General features: G+C 72.9%; 15 protein-coding genes. 8 read left to right on the forward strand and 7 right to left on the reverse strand.

What is annotated here, in order from left to right; all coding sequences use genetic code 11:
• Positions 1-36: 36 nt before the first annotated feature.
• From ABZ840_RS35595 to ABZ840_RS35620, 6 genes are all read right to left on the reverse strand, one after another.
• The gene (locus tag ABZ840_RS35595) at positions 37-261 is read right to left on the reverse strand and encodes a hypothetical protein (protein ID WP_361567534.1); all 225 of its coding nucleotides are present in this window, start codon (positions 259-261) and stop codon (positions 37-39) included.
• Between the two features lie 248 nt (positions 262-509).
• Positions 510-3,245, reverse strand: a complete 2,736-nt coding sequence (gene acnA, locus ABZ840_RS35600) for an aconitate hydratase AcnA (RefSeq protein WP_361567536.1) — start codon at positions 3,243-3,245, stop codon at positions 510-512.
• A gap of 239 nt (positions 3,246-3,484) precedes the next feature.
• Complete coding sequence (locus ABZ840_RS35605; RefSeq protein WP_361567537.1) at positions 3,485-4,108, reverse strand: DUF4865 family protein; 624 nt, start codon at positions 4,106-4,108, stop codon at positions 3,485-3,487.
• Positions 4,108-4,740: a TetR/AcrR family transcriptional regulator gene (locus ABZ840_RS35610; protein ID WP_361567538.1), complete on the reverse strand. Its 633-nt coding sequence runs from the start codon at positions 4,738-4,740 to the stop codon at positions 4,108-4,110. The genes ABZ840_RS35605 and ABZ840_RS35610 overlap by 1 nt, the downstream gene beginning before the upstream one ends.
• A gap of 97 nt (positions 4,741-4,837) precedes the next feature.
• Complete coding sequence (locus ABZ840_RS35615; protein WP_361567540.1) at positions 4,838-5,209, reverse strand: GntR family transcriptional regulator; 372 nt, start codon at positions 5,207-5,209, stop codon at positions 4,838-4,840.
• Complete coding sequence (locus ABZ840_RS35620; RefSeq protein WP_361567542.1) at positions 5,209-6,324, reverse strand: DUF1648 domain-containing protein; 1,116 nt, start codon at positions 6,322-6,324, stop codon at positions 5,209-5,211. Before ABZ840_RS35620 ends, ABZ840_RS35615 begins: the two co-directional genes overlap by 1 nt.
• Positions 6,325-6,564: 240 nt before the next feature.
• Between ABZ840_RS35620 and ABZ840_RS35625 the strand changes: the two genes are divergently transcribed.
• The 6 genes from ABZ840_RS35625 to ABZ840_RS35650 all read left to right on the forward strand — a co-directional run bounded on the left by ABZ840_RS35625 (position 6,565) and on the right by ABZ840_RS35650 (position 13,361).
• A complete protein-coding gene (locus ABZ840_RS35625) occupies positions 6,565-8,094 on the forward strand; it encodes a UDP-N-acetylglucosamine 1-carboxyvinyltransferase (protein WP_361567544.1) in 1,530 nt (509 codons plus the stop codon).
• A gap of 165 nt (positions 8,095-8,259) precedes the next feature.
• Positions 8,260-8,583: a small secreted hydrophilic protein gene (locus ABZ840_RS35630; RefSeq protein WP_361567546.1), complete on the forward strand. Its 324-nt coding sequence runs from the start codon at positions 8,260-8,262 to the stop codon at positions 8,581-8,583.
• Complete coding sequence (locus ABZ840_RS35635; protein WP_361567548.1) at positions 8,570-10,036, forward strand: ATP-binding protein; 1,467 nt, start codon at positions 8,570-8,572, stop codon at positions 10,034-10,036. The genes ABZ840_RS35630 and ABZ840_RS35635 overlap by 14 nt, the downstream gene beginning before the upstream one ends.
• Positions 10,033-10,695, forward strand: coding sequence for a response regulator transcription factor (locus ABZ840_RS35640; protein ID WP_361567550.1), 663 nt, complete (start codon positions 10,033-10,035; stop codon positions 10,693-10,695). Before ABZ840_RS35635 ends, ABZ840_RS35640 begins: the two co-directional genes overlap by 4 nt.
• Before the next feature lie 56 nt (positions 10,696-10,751).
• Positions 10,752-12,170 carry an SLC13 family permease gene (locus ABZ840_RS35645; RefSeq protein WP_361567553.1) on the forward strand — a complete coding sequence of 473 codons (1,419 nt, stop codon included), beginning with the start codon at positions 10,752-10,754 and terminating at the stop codon, positions 12,168-12,170.
• Positions 12,171-12,209: 39 nt separating this feature from the next.
• Positions 12,210-13,361, forward strand: coding sequence for a glycerate kinase (locus ABZ840_RS35650; protein ID WP_361567556.1), 1,152 nt, complete (start codon positions 12,210-12,212; stop codon positions 13,359-13,361).
• 199 nt (positions 13,362-13,560) lie between these two features.
• On the opposite strand, the gene ABZ840_RS35655 is transcribed toward ABZ840_RS35650, so the two are convergent.
• Positions 13,561-14,205 carry a TetR/AcrR family transcriptional regulator gene (locus tag ABZ840_RS35655; RefSeq protein WP_361567558.1) on the reverse strand — a complete coding sequence of 215 codons (645 nt, stop codon included), beginning with the start codon at positions 14,203-14,205 and terminating at the stop codon, positions 13,561-13,563.
• Positions 14,206-14,424: 219 nt separating this feature from the next.
• Here ABZ840_RS35655 and ABZ840_RS35660 point away from each other — a divergent pair, with 219 nt between their 5' ends.
• Together ABZ840_RS35660 and ABZ840_RS35665 are read left to right on the forward strand one after the other, a co-directional pair.
• On the forward strand, positions 14,425-15,273 hold the full coding sequence (locus ABZ840_RS35660) for an SDR family oxidoreductase (RefSeq protein WP_361567561.1): 849 nt from the start codon (positions 14,425-14,427) through the stop codon (positions 15,271-15,273).
• Complete coding sequence (locus tag ABZ840_RS35665; RefSeq protein ID WP_361567564.1) at positions 15,270-17,357, forward strand: acetate--CoA ligase family protein; 2,088 nt, start codon at positions 15,270-15,272, stop codon at positions 17,355-17,357. Before ABZ840_RS35660 ends, ABZ840_RS35665 begins: the two co-directional genes overlap by 4 nt.
• The last annotated feature ends 13 nt before the right edge of the window (positions 17,358-17,370 follow it).

Here is a 17,370-nt window from a genome sequence, read left to right on the forward strand (position 1 = left end):
CCAGGAGGTACGGCCCCGAGCGCATCCGACATCGCGTCAGAGGAGGATCCTCAGCAGGTCGGAGAGCAGGCCACCGCCCCAGTGACCCCAACGGCCCCAGTCGTCATCGTCGTGGTGGTGGCCCTTCTTGCAGTCGCACTTGTCCTTCCAGGACATGGCGGCCGGGGCCTTCGGGGCGGCCTGGGCAACGCCCGCGACCGGAACGATGGTGACTGCCGCGAGCACCGCCGCCGCCACGGAGCGGCCGATGGTCTTGCGCATGCGCTTCTCCTACAAGCAGGGAATATGGACGAGCGAAGATCTACCTCGGAACGACAGCACCCCATCCTCCCCGCCCCGTACACCACCCTCCCGGCCGAGCGGACCCCCCGTCCGGCCCCACCCCGTTGCGCCTTCCGGGACGGCCGCGCCGGCGGCGGGCAGCGCACGCGCGAAGGGCCGCACCCCGGGAGCGGGGTGCGGCCCTTCAGGCTGCTACGGGCAGCCGGTGCGCGCGTGCGGCGCCGCGCTTACTTGCGGATGAGCGAGCGCAGCACGTACTGCATGATGCCGCCGTTGCGGTAGTAGTCGGCCTCGCCGGGGGTGTCGATGCGGACCTTGGCGTCGAACTCCACACTGTCACCATCAGCGGCTCCGCCGCGGGCGGCCTTCACCTTCACGGTCTCCGGGATGCCGCCGTCGTTCAGGGCGGTGATGCCGGTGATGGAGAAGGTCTCCTCGCCGGTCAGGCCCAGGGACTGGGCGGTGGCGCCCTCGGGGAACTGCAGGGGCAGGACGCCCATGCCGATCAGGTTCGAGCGGTGGATGCGCTCGTAGGACTCGGCGATGACGGCCTTGACGCCGAGCAGCGCGGTGCCCTTGGCGGCCCAGTCGCGGGAGGAGCCGGAGCCGTACTCCTTGCCGGCCAGGATGACCAGCGGGATGCCGGCGGCCTGGTAGTTCTGCGACGCGTCGTAGATGAAGGAGACCGGGCCGTCCTCCTGCGTGAAGTCACGCGTGAAGCCGCCCTCGGTGCCCGGCGCGATCTGGTTGCGCAGGCGGATGTTGGCGAAGGTGCCGCGGATCATGACCTCGTGGTTACCACGGCGGGAGCCGTAGGAGTTGAAGTCGCGACGCTCGACGCCGTGCTCGGTGAGGTACTTGCCGGCCGGGGTGTCGGCCTTGATCGCACCGGCCGGGGAGATGTGGTCGGTGGTGACCGAGTCGCCCAGCTTGGCCAGCACGCGGGCGCCGGCGATGTCCTCGACCGGGGTGGTCTCCATCGTCATGCCCTCGAAGTACGGGGGCTTACGGACGTAGGTGGACTCGGCGTCCCACTCGAAGGTGTTGCCGGTCGGGATCGACAGGGCCTGCCACTGGGCGTCGCCCGCGAAGACGTCGGAGTAGGACTTGTTGAACATGTCCTCGCCGATGGCGTTCGCCACGACGTCGTTGACCTCGGCCTCGCTGGGCCAGATGTCCTTGAGGTAGACCGGGTTGCCGTCCTGGTCGGCGCCCAGCGCCTCCTCGGTGATGTTCACCTTCATCGACCCGGCGATGGCGTACGCGACGACCAGCGGCGGGGACGCCAGGTAGTTCATCTTGACGTCGGGGTTGATCCGGCCCTCGAAGTTGCGGTTGCCGGAGAGCACCGAGGTGACGGCGAGGTCGGCCTCGTTGACCGCCTTGGAGATCTCCTCGTCCAGCGGGCCGGAGTTGCCGATGCAGGTGGTGCAGCCGTAGCCGACCAGGTTGAAGCCCAGCTTGTCCAGGTACGGGGTCAGGCCGGACTTGTCGAAGTAGTCGGTGACGACCTTCGAGCCGGGGGCCAGGGTGGTCTTGACCCAGGGCTTGCGGGTCAGGCCCTTCTCGACCGCCTTCTTGGCCACGAGCGCCGCGGCGACCATGACGTAGGGGTTCGAGGTGTTGGTGCAGGAGGTGATCGCGGCGACGGTCACGGCGCCGTGGTCGATCTCGTAGGTCGAGCCGTCGGCGGCGACGACCTGGGTCGGCTTGCTGGGCACGCCATTGTGGACGGCCGGCGCGTCGGAGGCCGGGAAGGACTCCTTGCCCGCCTCCTCGTCGTCCGCGACGTAGTTGCGCACGTCGACGGCGAACTGCTCGGCGGCGTTGGCCAGGACGATGCGGTCCTGCGGGCGCTTCGGGCCGGCGATCGACGGGACGACCGTCGAGAGGTCCAGCTCCAGCTTCTCGGAGAAGTCGGGCTCGGCGGCCGGGTCGAGCCAGAGGCCCTGCTCCTTGGCGTACGCCTCGACCAGCGCGACCTGCTGCTCGGAGCGGCCGGTGAGCTTGAGGTAGTTCAGGGTCTCGTCGTCGATCGGGAAGATCGCGGCGGTGGAGCCGAACTCCGGCGACATGTTGCCGATGGTGGCGCGGTTCGCGAGCGAGGTGGCGGCGACGCCCTCACCGTAGAACTCGACGAACTTGCCGACGACGCCGTGCTTGCGCAGCATCTCGGTGATCGTGAGGACCAGGTCGGTGGCGGTGGTGCCGGGCTGCAGCTCACCGGTCAGCTTGAAGCCGACCACGCGCGGGATCAGCATGGAGACCGGCTGGCCGAGCATCGCGGCCTCGGCCTCGATGCCGCCGACGCCCCAGCCCAGGACGCCCAGGCCGTTGACCATCGTGGTGTGCGAGTCGGTGCCGACGAGGGTGTCGGGGTAGGCCTGACCGTTGCGGATCATGACCGTACGGGCCAGGTGCTCGATGTTCACCTGGTGGACGATGCCGGTGCCGGGCGGGACGACCTTGAACTCGTCGAACGCGGTCTGGCCCCAGCGCAGGAACTGGTAGCGCTCCTTGTTGCGGCCGTACTCCAGCTCGACGTTCTGCGCGAACGCGTCGTTGGTGCCGAACTTGTCGGCGATGACGGAGTGGTCAATGACCAGCTCGGCCGGGGCCAGCGGGTTGATCTTGTCGGCGTCGCCGCCGAGCTCCTTCACGGCCTCACGCATGGTGGCGAGGTCCACGACGCAGGGCACGCCGGTGAAGTCCTGCATGATCACGCGAGCCGGCGTGAACTGGATCTCCTGGCTGGGCTGCGCCTGGGAGTCCCAGCTGCCCAGCGCCCGGATGTGGTCGGCGGTGATGTTCGCGCCGTCCTCGGTACGGAGCAGGTTCTCCAGCAGGACCTTCAGGCTGTACGGCAGGCGGGCGGCGCCCTCCACCTTGTCCAGCCGGAAGATCTCGTACGACTCGTCGCCCACCTGCAGGGTGCTGCGGGCGTCGAAGCTGTTCGCCGACACGACAGTCTCCTTCATGCATGAATTCGCGCGTACCACCACGATCCTGCCGTCGCCGGCCCCAGCACATCAGCTAAGGTAAGGCTTAGTTAGGTGAGCCTTACTAGCGCGGCAGCGGTACGCCTCTCGGCAGATATCTCGATGTCGAGATAACTCTAGTACATCGCTGCCGTGCGGTCATGCCCTGCCCGCCCGATGTCCGCTTCGCTCCGCTCGCCCGGGGACAACCGCATATGTCACCGTCACACCAGCCCTGCCGGGAGGGCGGAGAGCTGCGGGGCCGAGAGGTGCAGGACCTCGTAGCGCTCGGTGCTGTCCCCGCTGCCGTCATCGGCCTCGGGCGCTGCGTCCGTTCGGAGGACGAAGCGGAGCAGGGTCCAGTGGTGGGGGTCGACGGCGAGGGCCGCGGTGTGGACGGCGGGGTGCCGCGCCAGCTCCCGGAGGGCTTCGGTCTCCGCTTCCAGGAGGCGGCCGAGGGCCAGGCCGTCGGGGTCCGGGCCGAGGTCGGCCGGGATCGGGGTGAGACGGCGGGAGGCGGTGCGCGGGGGCGTGCCGCGCGCCGGGCCGGCCACGACGGCGGCGCCCGTCCAGTGCCGTACGGCGGGGCGGCCGAAGTCGCGCACGATGTTCTGGAAGCCGCCCCCGCCGAGGAGGAAACGGCCCATCGCGCCCGTGTCCTGCCAGAGGTAGAACGGCGCGTACTGGTTGACCGGCGAGCCGTACACACCGCGCTCGCGGACCAGGTACGCCTTCAGGGCCAGCCCGGCGCGGTCGTCGAGCAGATGCCCACTGGCCGCCACCCGCTCGCGGATGACGCCCATGTCGTAGTCGGCGGGCAGGGTGATCCCGTACTGCGCGGCGTACATCAGCGGCTCCCGGCGGCCGCGTGGCCTTCGATCAGGCCGAGCACGCCGGTGACGGCCTGGTCGAAGGCGGCCGGCGAACCGGCGGCGCGGGCGAGCACGTAGCCGCCCTGCACCACCGCGACCACGCTCGCGGCCGTCGCCTCCGGATCCAGCCCCGCGTCCAGCTCACCCCGCGCGCGGCCCTCGGCCAGCACCTCCGTGAGACGGCCGCGCAGCCAGTCGAAGGTCTCGTCGACCGGCGCGCGCAGCGCCGGGTCGGCCATCACGTCCGGATCCTGGGTGAGCCGCCCGACCGGACAGCCCTTGAGGGCGTCGCGCTCGCGGCGCAGGTACGCGCCGACCCGGTCCAGCGCCGTGCCGGGCCCGTCGAGCAGCCGCGCCACCTCGGCCCGCATCTCCTCTGCGGTCCGGCGGATGGCGGCCAGCGCGAGGTCCGGCTTGCCACTGAAGTGGTGGTACATGCTGCCCTGGCCCGCGTTGGCGCGCTGGAGGATCGCCTTGGGGCTGGTGCCGACGTAGCCGCGCTCCCACAGCAGTTCGCGGGTGCTCTCGATGAGGCGTTCGGCGGCGCTGCTCGCGGTGGCGCTCGCGCGGCCGTCCGGCGCGCCCTCCGGCCTGGTCACTGGGGTCATGCGGTCAGCATACATACCAGTAGGTACAGAGGCGGCAGATGCAAGGGCGGTGGACGCAGAGGCGATGACGTACGCGGTCGCGTCGGTCCGGCGGGGCTCAGCCGGTGCCCAGCGACCTGCTCAGATTCGTGCGGACCAGGGTGACGATCTCGTCGTCCGAGAGGCCGAGGGCGCGGGCCTGGGTGATCAGGCCCGCGGCGGCGTCGGTGAGGCGGACGCGGGCCGGGGAGGCGGCGCCGGTCACCACCGCACCGCGGCCGCGGCGCAGTTCGATCAGGCCCTCCTCCTTCAGGCGCTGGTAGCCGCGGAGGACGGTGTGGACGTTGACGCCGAGGGAGACGGCGAGGGTACGGGCGGCGGGCAGCCGCTCCCCCGCGTGCACCGAGCCGTCGGCTATCGCGCCCCGTACGGACGCGGCGATCTGGTCGCCCAGGGGCACGGCGGAGGCCGGGTCGATACGGACGAGCATCAGGCGCCGCCCTCCGGGTCGCCCGCACCCTTCGCGGGCCCCTCCGGGTCGCCCGCACCCTTCGCGGGCCCCTCCGGGCCGCGGGCGTGGCCGGTACCGTCGGCGCCCGAGCGGTCGACGAGGGTGTTGAGCAGGGCCGCGGCGGTCGCCGCGTCGCCGACCGTCACCACGAACTCCTTTCCGCTCGCCAGCCGCAGCGACAGCGCCTCGCCGGAGCGGAGGACGAACCCGCTGCCGCCCGGCCGCATCCGGTAGCCCCAGCCGCCGAACTCGCGCAGCGCGGCGATCTCCCGGCTGTCGGCCTCCCGGATGCGGGCCAGCGGGATGCGCATCCGGGGGTACGGGAGGAGCGGCGGGGTGACGGTGAGGCCGTGCCGGTCGGCGGTCACCCGCAGCCCCGCGAGCGCGAGGACCAGCAGTCCGCCGACGAACAGGCCCGGTGTCACGGACCAGCCGGCGGCCGGGCCCGTGATCAGGCCCGCGAGGAGCAGCGCCGCCCCCAGGCCGTACAGGAGCGGCGAGGTGACCGTCCGGGACCAGCCCGCGACCTCGGAGGCGGCGAGGGCGAGGCGGGGCGCGTCGCCGCCGGCGCCGTCGTCGGGCAGCGGCGTGTCCTTGCCGGCCAGCAGCCGGCCGAGCGCGGCGGCCACCACGCCCGCCCCCAGGGCCGCGGCGAGCTGCCAGAGCGGGAGGCCCGCCGCGGCGCTGTCGCCGTCGGTCGCGGCGTTGGCGTACAGCGTGGCCGCGAAGGCGTACCCGAGCAGGCCGGCGAGGCCGTAACCGAGCGTGATGAAGGCGCGGGCCCCGCCGAGCCCGGAGCGCGGCGGCGTCACCCGGACGGTCGCACGGCGCGGGTCCGCGCTCCGTACGCCGTCCGCACGACCCCCGTCCGCCCCGCTCCGCACGGCATTCGTACGCCGACCGGCGGCCGGCGCGAGGACAAGAATCCCGAAAAGCGCACCGCATACGAGGAGCGTGCCGAGCGCGACGGAGAGGAAGCCGCCGGCCGAGGAGAAGCCGTCGGCGCGGCCGTCGGCACGGAAGTGCGTGGCCAGCGTCTCGGGCAGCCGTTCGGCGAGGCGCGCGTACGCCGTTGCGACGATTGCGGCGGCCACCGGAAAGGGTGCCGCCGCGACGATCACCCGGCGGACGTTCGGCCGCCCGCGCGCACCCGCCCCGCCACCTCGCTGTCCTGCGGTAATGCCCCAGTCTCCGGCCATTTCCGGCTCCCCCTCCGGTCCGTCCGCAGCCGTCGCGACGCTTCTGTCGCTACCGCCGTACGGCCTATTGTTCGCATAGTAGTAGAACAATAGGCGATTGAACATCCATCTCATATCTGAGATACCGTTTTCCTCATGGCAGACGACTACCTCGTACGCATCGGCAAGCTCATCCGTGATGCCCGCCAACACCGGGGCTGGACGCAGACGCAGCTGGCGGAGGCGCTCGGCACCAGCCAGAGCGCGGTGAACCGCATCGAGCGCGGCAACCAGAACATCAGCCTTGAGATGATCGCCCGAATCGGCGAAGCGCTCGACAGTGAAATCGTCTCCCTGGGGTACGCAGGACCCATGCATCTCCGCGTCGTCGGCGGCAGGCGGCTGTCCGGCAGCATCGACGTCAAGACGAGCAAGAACGCCTGCGTGGCCTTGCTCTGCGCGACGCTGCTCAACGCCGGCCGCACCACGCTCCGTCGCGTCGCCCGCATCGAGGAGGTCTACCGCATCCTCGAAGTCCTCGGCTCCATCGGCGTCCGCACCCGCTGGATCAACGACGGCAACGACCTGGAGATCGTGCCGCCGGCCGAGCTGGACCTGGACGCCATGGACACCGAGGCGGCGCGGCGCACCCGCAGCGTCATCATGTTCCTGGGTCCGCTGCTGCACCGCATGGAGCACTTCAAGATCCCGTACGCGGGCGGCTGCGACCTCGGTACCCGTACGGTCACCCCGCACATGACCGCCCTGCGCCACTTCGGTCTGGAGGTCACCGCCACCGAGGGCACGTACCACGCGCACGTCGACCGGTCCGTGGCCCCGAAGCGCGCGATCGTGCTGACCGAGCGCGGCGACACCGTGACCGAGAACGCGCTGCTCGCCGCCGCCCGGCACGACGGCGTCACGGTCATCCGCAACGCCTCCTCGAACTACATGGTCCAGGACCTCTGCTTCTTCCTGGAGCAGCTGGGCGTACGGGTCGAGGGCATCGGCACCACCACCCTCACCGTGCACGGCGTCGCGCACATCGAACGCGACGTGGACTACGCGCCGTCGGAGGACCCGGTCGAGGCGATGAGCCTGCTGGCCGCCGCGGTCGTCACCGAGTCCGAGCTGACGATCCGCCGCGTCCCCGTCGAGTTCCTGGAGATCGAGCTCGCGGTCCTGGAGGAGATGGGCCTGGACCACGAGCGCAGCGCGGAGTACACCGCCGACAACGGCCGCACCCGCCTGATCGACCTGACGGTTCGTCCGTCCAAGCTCAGCGCCCCGATCGACAAGATCCACCCGATGCCGTTCCCGGGCCTGAACATCGACAACGTGCCGTTCTTCGCGGCGATCGCGGCCAGCGCCCAGGGCCAGACCCTGATCCACGACTGGGTCTACGACAACCGCGCGATCTACCTGACGGACCTCAACCGTCTCGGCGCGCAGGTCAAGCTGCTCGACCCGCACCGCGTCCTGGTCGACGGCCCGACCCGCTGGCGTTCGGCGGAGATGATGTGCCCGCCGGCCCTCCGCCCCGCCGTCGTCGTCCTCCTGGCCATGATGGCCGCCGAGGGCACCTCCGTCCTCCGCAACGTCTACGTCATCAACCGCGGCTACGAAGACCTCGCCGAACGCCTGAACTCCCTGGGCGCCCAGATCGAGATCTTCCGGGACATCTGAGTGGCGGCTGCGGTACAGGCGTCCCGGCCCGCGGCACCCGTGCGCGTCCCGCGCGCGCCCGGGTGCCGGTGGCCGTCCCGCGCCCGGGGGACGGACTCGCGGGATGAAGACTTCTTCATCTCCGGCTCATCGTGACGGTGCGGTACGCCCCCCAGGCTCGTCGCCATGGCCTTCTCGCAACGCATGGCGGCGCTCGCCGCGGTCGTGGCGATACCGCTCGGTATCGCGGCGACCAGCTACGCCCTCACCGACAGCCCGGAATCCCCCAAGGTTCCCCCGAAGGTCGAGCTGGACAGCGGCTCCCCGTCGGCCGGCCCGACGCGCCCCGGCCCCGCGCCCAGCGACGAGGTGGTCCCGCGGCCCCCGGTGAGCGACGACAGCTCAGGGAACGCCTCCGACGGGCCGTCCGGCGACGCCTCCGATGACGGCGCCGACGACTCCTCCGACGACGGTGACGACCACGGTGCCGGAGACCGTGACGACGGATGAACCGGCGCCGCGCAGGCGCATATCCGCCCGGGTCCGCATCCTGCTCTGGCTGCTGGTGGTGATGGCCGTCGCGCTCACCGCCGTGGCCGCCACCACCCGTTCCATCCTGCTGCGCGACGTGGAGCACCGGATCACCCGGCTGCTCGCGCAGGAGGCCGGCGAGTTCGCCCACTTCGAGGAGCAGGGCTTCGACCCGGAGACCGGCCGCAGGTTCACCGAACCCGACCGGCTGCTCCGGGTCTTCCTGGAGCGGCAGTACGCCGATGCCGACGAGGAACTGATCGGCCTGGTCCGCCGGGCGGGCCGCGACCCCGCGAAGCTGGTCCAGCCGCGCGACATCCCCACCGGGCGGCCGCTGCGCGACGACGCCGCGGCCCGCCGGGCCATCTTCGCCTCGAAGGGGCCGACCGGCACCCTGCGCCGCCCGGCCGGCGAGATCCGCTGGGCCAAGGTCGACGTCGCCCGGCACGGCGGCAGCCCCGAGGCCGCCTTCGTCGTCGCCTTCCACCCGGAACGCGAACGCGCCAAGGCCGACGAGGTGTTCCGGATCCTGCTCGCCATCTCGGGGGTCGCGCTGCTGATGACGACCGGCATCGGCTGGGCCGTCGCCGGCCGCATACTCAAGCCCGTACGGGTGGTGCGCACCGCCGCGGCCCAGCTCACCGAGCAGGACCTGACCCGGCGGATCCCCGTGCAGGGGCGGGACGACATCGCCGCCCTGGCCGACACGTTCAACGGGATGCTGGACCGCCTGGAGCGCGCCTTCGCCGCGCAGCGCGAGTTCGTCGACGACGCGGGACACGAACTGCGCACCCCCATCACCATCGTCCGCGGCCACCTGGAGCTGATGGGTGACGACCCGGCCGAGCGCGAGGAGACCGTACGGCTGGTCACCGACGAGCTGGACCGGATGAGCCGGATCGTCGAGGACCTGCTGCTCCTCGCCAAGGCCGAGCGGCCCGACTTCGTCCGCCCCGAACCGGTGCAGCTCGCCGAACTCACGGCGGACGTCTTCGTCAAGGCCCGTACGCTGGGCGAGCGCCGCTGGGAACTGGACGGGGTCGCCGACCGCGAGGCCCGGCTTGACCCGCAGCGCATCACGCAGGCGATGGTGCAGCTCGCGCAGAACGCCGTGCAGCACACCACGCAGGGGCAGACGATCCGGATCGGCTCACGCGCCGCGGGCCGCCGCATCGAGCTGTACGTCGCCGACTCGGGCCCGGGCGTACAGCCGCAGGACGCCGAGGTGATCTTCGATCGGTTCCGGCGCGGTACGGCCCGCCGCGGGGCACGTACCAGCGGGGCCGGGCTCGGCCTGGCGATCGTCCGCGCGATCGCCGAGGGGCACCGGGGCCGGGTCCGGCTGCACGACACCGAGGGCGGCGGAGCCACCTTCGTCCTGGAGATCGAGAACGCCGAGAAGAACACGGAGAGGAACGGGGCGGGCAGTTGAAGCGGATACTCATCGTCGAGGACGAGGAGCGGATCGCCTCGTTCGTCGAGAAGGGCCTGCGCGCCAACGGCTTCACCACCACGGTCGTCGGCGACGGCGACGAGGCGTACGAGTACGCGCTCACCGGCGGCTTCGACCTGATGGTGCTCGACATCGGGCTGCCGGGGCGGGACGGCTTCACCGTGCTGCGGGAGCTGCGCGAGGCCCGGGTCACCGTGCCGGTCATCGTGCTCACCGCACGCGACTCCGTACGCGACACGGTGGCGGGGCTGGAGGGCGGCGCGGACGACTGGATGACCAAACCGTTCCGCTTCGAGGAACTGCTCGCCCGGGTACGGCTGCGGCTGCGCACGGCGGCGCGGGCACCCGAGGTGACGGTGCTGCGCTGCGACGGGCTGACGCTCGACCTGCGGACCCGCCGGGCACGTGCGGGCGACCGGCTGGTGGACCTGACCGCCCGGGAGTTCGTGCTGCTGGAGCTGTTCCTGCGCCACCCGGGGCAGGTCCTCTCGCGCGAGCAGATCCTCTCCCACGTCTGGGGGTACGACTTCGACCCCGGCTCCAACATCGTGGACGTCTACGTACGGGCGCTGCGCAAGAAGCTGGGCGCCGAGCGGGTAGAGACGGTACGCGGGATGGGGTACCGGCTGCCCGCGTGAAGTTCCCTTCATGTACGGCTCATCGATGACTCACGGCGTCGCCCGACGCTGTGAGGGTGAGTGTGAACCTCCGCCACGCCGCGGCCCTGTGCGTGGCCCTCAGCCTCTGCGCCCTCCTCGTCGTCCCCGGGAACTTCCCCGGGCTCACGGGTGAGGCCCGCCTGACGCTCGGCGTCTTCGCGCTGGCGGCCTGCGCCTGGATCGGCACGCCGATCGACGACACGTACATCGCCCTCGGTGCCGGTCTCGCGCTCACGGCGACCGGCGTGATCAGCAGCGAGACGCTGTTCGGCACCCTGGGCGACGCCACGGTGTGGCTGCTCATCTGCGCCTTCGTGCTCGCCGCCGCCGTGACGCGCACCGGGCTCGCGGGGCGGGCCGCCGCCTTCCTGGTCAGCGGGGCCCGCAGCGTGCGGCAGCTGACGCATCTGACGACCGCGGCGCTGGTGGTCACGGCCTTCGCCGTGCCGGCCACCTCGGGGCGGGCCGCGCTCGCGCTGCCGGTGTTCCTGGCACTCGCCAAGGTGCTCGCCGGCCGCCGGCGCCTGGTCGTGATGCTCGCGCTGCTCTTCCCCACCGTGATCCTGCTCTCCGCGGTGGCGACCCTGATCGGCGCCGGCGCCCATCTGATCACCGTCTCGGTGCTGTGGGAGGCGACCGGTGAGCGCATCGGCTTCACCCGGTGGCTGCTGCTCGGCCTGCCGCTCGCCGTCGCGTCGTCCCATCTGGCCGCCGAGGCCGTGCTGCTGACGACGACCCGGCGGGCCGACCGCCGCGGCCCCGTGCGGATCACCGCCGAGCAGATCCAGGAGCACAGCGACAAGCCGGTCACCGGCCCGCTCAGCACCGACGAGACCCGCTGCGCGCTGCTGCTCGGCACGGTGGTCGCGCTGTGGTGCAGCGAGCCGCTGCACCAGGTGCCGCCCGCGGTGGTGGCCCTGACCGGCGCGGTCGTCGCGGCCTCCCCGGCCCTGGGCACGGTACGCCTGAAGGACGCGCTGAAATCCGTGCCCTGGTCGCTGCTGCTCTTCATGGCCGCGACGATGGCGATGGGCGTCGCGCTCGCCGACTCCGGCGCCGCCCGGTGGCTGGTCTCCGGCCTGCCCGTCGCGGTGCCGCCCGGCCTCTTCCTGGCCGCCGTGATCATCATCAGCACGGCCGCCCATCTGGTCCTGCAGTCCCGCTCGGCCCGCTCCTCGGTCCTCGTACCGCTCGTCGTGGCCGCCGCCGTGGGTGCCGGGGTCAACCCGGTGGCCGCGGCGCTCGCGTCCACCGCGGCGGCCGGGTTCTGCCACACCCTGCCCGCCTCGGCGAAGCCGGTCGCACTCTTCGCCGAGTTGCCCGGTGCCCCCACCTACACCCCGCGTGACCTGCTGCGGCTGTCCGCCGTGCTGGCCCCGCTGACCGCCGCCCTGGTCCTGCTGTTCGCCCTCGCGGTGTGGCCACTGCTCGGCGTACCGCTCCTCAAGCCCTGACGCTCCCCGAGTGCCGGCCCTTCCGGAAGGAACCCCGAAATGCTGACCCGATTCGCCGTCGCCCCCAGCGGCTTCAAGGAGTCGCTCTCCGCCCAGGAGGCGGCGAAGGCCATCGCCGCCGGTGTACGCCGGGTGGTCCCCGGGGCCGAGATCGATCTGATTCCGCTGGTGGACGGCGGTGAGGGCACGGCCGCCGCGCTGGCCGCCGCGACCGGCGGACGGCTGGTCTCCCGGCCCGCGACGGGCCCGGTCGGCGAGCCCGTCGGCACCCACTTCGCGCTGCTGGGCTCCGGCACGGCCGTCGTCGAGATGGCCGCCGTCGCCGGGCTCTCCCTGGTGCCGCGCGGGCGCCGCGACCCGGGAGCCACCACCACGTACGGCGTGGGCGAGCTGATCCGCGCCGCCCTCGGCACGGGCGTCCGCCGCATCCTGATCGGCTGCGGCGACTCCGGCACGTCCGACGGCGGTGCCGGCGCCCTCCAGGCCCTCGGCGCCCGGCTGCTCACCGCCAAGGGGTACGAACTGCCGCCCGGCGGCCGGGAGCTGGGGCGCCTCGACCGGATCGACCCGACGCGGCTGGATCCCCGCCTGAAGGACGTCGAACTGCTCGTCGCGTGCAATCCCTACAACGTCCTGTGCGGCGAGCGCGGTGTGGCCCGCGTCTTCGGGCCGCAGAAGGGCGCGACGCCGCGGCAGGTGGAGGAGCTCTCGGCCGCCCTGGAGCGCTGGGCGTACGTCCTGGGGCGCGACCTGTCCTGCGGCACCGACCTCCGGCTCGCCCCGGGTACCGGCGCCTCCGGCGGCCTGGGCGCGGGGCTCGCGGCCCTCGGCGCCCGGCTGCTCCCCCGCTTCGACGTGCTCCTCGACCATCTCGAGCTGGACGCCCGCCTGGCCCGCGCCGACCTCGTGGTCACCGCCGAGGGGGCGCTCGACCACCAGACGCCGCGCGGCAAGGTGCCGGCCGAGGTGGCCCGGCGCGCCAAGCGGTTCGGGCGCCCGGTCCTGGCGCTCGCGGGCACCATCGGCGAGGGCGCGCACCAGGTCGAGGCCGTGGGCGTGGACGCGTACAGCTCGATCCTGCCGGCCCCCGTGTCGCTGCACGAGGCGCTCGGCAGAGGCACCGAGTTCCTCACGGACGCGACCGAGCGGGCGCTGCGGATGGTGCTGCTCGGGGCCCGGCTGGCCGCGTGACCGGTACGGGACTCCCCGGGCGCCTTCCCGGCTGCCGGGCGGCCCCGGAAAGACAAGAACCCCGGTCTCTCCGTGCGGAGGGACCGGGGTTCGTCACGAGCGCTGGGCAGGCCTTGCACCTGCATTTCCCCGCAGGAAGCGGGGCGTCTTTCCTTGGACCACCAACGCCGGGCCGTTCGCCGGGTTTCCGGCGGCGAGCTCAAGATCGACTGTACCTGACGGCGGCGCCCTTCCGCATCTCGGGCGGCGCCACCAGTTCCCGGCCGACGAAGTCGATCAGTAGCTCGCGCATCACCGAGACCGTCATGCGCGGGGCTCCCGTGAGGACCTGGATGGCGGCGCCGTCGGTGAGGGCGGTGAGGCGGAGGGCCACGCCCTCCAGGTCGACGTCGGCGCGGAAGACACCCTGTCGCTGGCCGCGCAGCACGATGCGGATCACGGCGTCCTGCCAGCGGGCGTAGAACTCGTTGTGCGCGGCGCGGAATTCGGGTCGTACGACCGCCTCGGCCCAGTACTGCAGCCAGATCGACCACTCGTCGCGCACCCGGCCGAGCCGCGGCAGCTGCATGTCGATGAGCTTCAGCAGCCGTTCGTGCGCGTCGTCGATGGTCCGCAGCACCTCGCTCTGGCGGACGAACGCCTGCTCCACGCAGAACTTGAGCGCCTCGGCCAGCACGTCGCTCTTGCCGGGGAAGTAGTAGTGCACGGTGCCCGTGCTGGTGCCGCAGACGCGGGCGATGTCGGCGATCCGTACGGAGTGGATGCCGCGCTCGGCGATGAGCTGCCACGTGGCTTCGAGTATCGCCTGCCGGCGGTCCTCGTCCGTACGTGACCGGTCGGTCATCCTGCCTCCTGCGTCCGGCGACACGGGCCCGCGCCGGGGGTGCCGGCGGGTGCGTCCCGGTCGGCCTACTGACGCGTCAGTCAAAGACGAGACCACTCCTCCGTCACCCCCGTCAACCCCCTTGGGATTACTGCTGCGTACCCCTTGACGGTCTCCCTTGTGATGAGGCTGACTGACGCATCAGTCAGACGAGTTGTCCGCAATGAGGAGGGCTCTGTGGTGAGCGCATCACCCCCGTATGCCGGGCGGTCCGTGCTGCGGCCCGGCATCCACGAAGGCAAGGTCGCACTGATCACCGGCGGCGGTACCGGCATCGGCCGGGCCACCGCGCTCGACCTCGCGGCGGGCGGGGCGAGCGTGGTGGTCTGCGGCCGCCGCCCCGGGCCGCCGGCCGACGTACGCAAGGAGATCGAGGCGGCGGGCGGCAGCTGCCTGGAGATCACCGCCGACATCCGCGACGAGGAGCAGGTCACCGCGGCCGTGGACCGGACGCTGGCGGCGTACGGACGGATCGACGTACTGGTCAACAACGCGGGCGGGCAGTTCACCGCGCCCGCCGAGGAGATCAGCGCCAACGGCTGGCGGGCGGTGCACCGGCTCGCCGTGGACGCCGCCTGGAACGTCACCCGCGAGGTCGCGCGGCGGGCGATGATCCCGCAACGGTCGGGGGCGGTGTTCTTCCTCGCCTTCTCGCCGCGCCGCGGCATCCCCGGCATGGTGCACGCCACCGCGGCCCGCGCCGCCGTGGAGAACCTGGCGGCCGGGCTCAGCCTGGAGTGGAGCCGGTACGGCATCCGCACGGTGTGCGTCGCGCCCGGCACCATCGCCACCGAAGGGCTCGAAGAGACCTACAGCGAGGCGGACCGCGACCGTTGGGCGGCCGCCGTGCCGATGGGGCGGCTCGGGCGGGCCGAGGACGTGTCCGGGCTGCTCTCCTTCCTCGCCTCGCCCGGTGGCGCCTACGTCACCGGCACCACGGTGGTCGTCGACGGCGGCGCCGACGCCTGGGGCGCCGGGCACCCCGCCCCGGCCCTGTCCCCGCTGCGTTCCGAGGAGGCCAACCCATGACGGTGCTCGCCCCTGATGAGGGACAGGTCCGGGCGCGCGACCTGTCCGCCCTGTTCGCACCCCGCGCCGTCGCCGTGGTCGGGGCCAGCAACGACCAGTCCAAGTACGGCAACTGGCTCTCCGTACAGGCGCTGCGGATGCAGGGCCGGCGGGCGGTGTACCTGGTCGGCCGGCGGGGTGAACCGGTGCTCGGCGAGCCCACGTACCGGACGCTCGCCGAACTCCCCGAGCCGGTCGACCTCGTCGTGATCGCGGTGCCGGCCGCCGGCTTCGAGGCGGCCGTGGAGGACGCGCTCGCCGCCGGGGCCAAAGCGATCGTCGGGATCACCGCGGGCTTCGGCGAGCTGGGCGCGGAGGGCCGGGCACGGGAGGCGGCACTCGTCGCCCGGGTACGCGCCGCCGGTGCCGTCCTCCTCGGCCCCAACTGCCTCGGCGTGCTGGACAGCACCACCGGCCTGTCCCTCGCCTCCAACCCGCTGCCCGCCGGATCGGTGGCCCTGATCTCCCAGAGCGGCAACATGGCGCTCGAACTGAGCCGCTTCCTCACCGACCGCGGCCTGGGCTTCTCCCGCTTCGCCTCGCTCGGCAACCAGGCCGACCTGGGCGCCGCCGACCTCATCCGCAGCTGCGCCGAGGACCCCGGTACCGAGCTGATCGCCCTGTACTGCGAGGACTTCGGGGACGGGCGGGCCTTCGTCGCGGCGGCCGCGGACGCGGTGGCGGCGGGCAAGCCGGTCGTGCTGCTCACCGTGGGCGGCAGCGCCGCCTCCGTACGCGGAGCCAAGTCCCACACCGGCGCGCTGACCAGCGACAGCAGCGTCATCGACGCGGCCTGCCGGGCGGCCGGCATCGACCGGGTGACCAGCCCCCGGCAGATGGCCGACCTGCTGGCCGCGCTGCACCGGTTCGGCCGGGCCCGCGCCGACCGGGTGGCCGTACTGGCCGACGGCGGCGGGCACGCGGCCGTCGCCTGCGACCTGGCCGAGGCCCAGGGCCTGTCCGTACCGGAGTTCGGCCCCGGGCTGGCCGGCGCGCTGCGGGCCGGGCTGCCGCCCTCCGCCGGCGTCGGCAACCCTGTCGACATCGCGGGCGCCGGCGAACGGGACATCGCCTCCTTCACCCGCACGCTGCGGCTGCTGCTCGCCGCGCCGGACGTCGACGCGGCGCTGCTGACCGGCTACTTCGGCGGGTACGGCAGCTACGGCGAACGGCTGGCGGCGGCGGAGCTGGCCACCGCGACCGAACTGGGCGCGCTGGTCCGCGAGTACGGCAAGCCGGTCGTGGTGCACACGATGTGCCCCGACACCGCCACCAGCGAGGAGCTGCGCCGGCAGGGCGTACCGGTGTTCGCGGCGGTGGAGGACGCCGCGCGGTGCCTGGGCATGCTCGCCCGGCGCGCCGAACCGGCGGAGCCGCCGGGCCGGCCGGACGGCTCCGGCAGCGGGGCGGTCACCGACGACGGCTACTGGACCGCGCGCGAGCTGGTCCGCACGGCAGGCGTGGCGTTCCCCGCCGCCCGGCGGGCGGCGTCCCCGGACGGGGCGGCGGAGGCGGCCCGGGCGATCGGCGGCGGTCCGTTCGTCGTCAAGGCGCTCGGGCTGCTGCACAAGTCCGACGCGGGCGGCGTGGCCCTCGGCCTCACGGACGCCGACGCCGTACGGGCCGCGGCACAGGACATGACGGACCGGCTGGCCCCGCCCGGCTTCTGCGTCGAGGCCATGGCGGACCCGAGCGGCGGCGTGGAGATCATCGTCGGGGTGCGGCGCGACCCGCGGTTCGGCCCGGTCGTCATGGTCGGCCTCGGCGGCATCACCACCGAGGTGCTGCGGGACGTCACCTTCGCGCTGGCCCCGCTCGTCCCCGCGCAGGCCAAGGAGCTGCTGCTGCGGCTGGGCGCCGCGGCCCTGCTCCACGGCGTACGCGGCCGGCCCGCCGTCGACCTCGACGCGCTCGCCGAGTCCGTCGCCGCCGTCGCCGGCCTCGCCGCCGCGCACCCGGAGATCGCCGAGCTGGAGGTCAATCCGCTGCTGGCGACGCCGGACGGCTGCCTGGGCCTGGACGCCCGGATCGTCCTCGCCGACTGACCGCCCCCACCCA

The organism is Streptomyces sp. NPDC047117 (genome assembly GCF_040643545.1).
Taxonomy (GTDB): domain Bacteria; phylum Actinomycetota; class Actinomycetes; order Streptomycetales; family Streptomycetaceae; genus Streptomyces.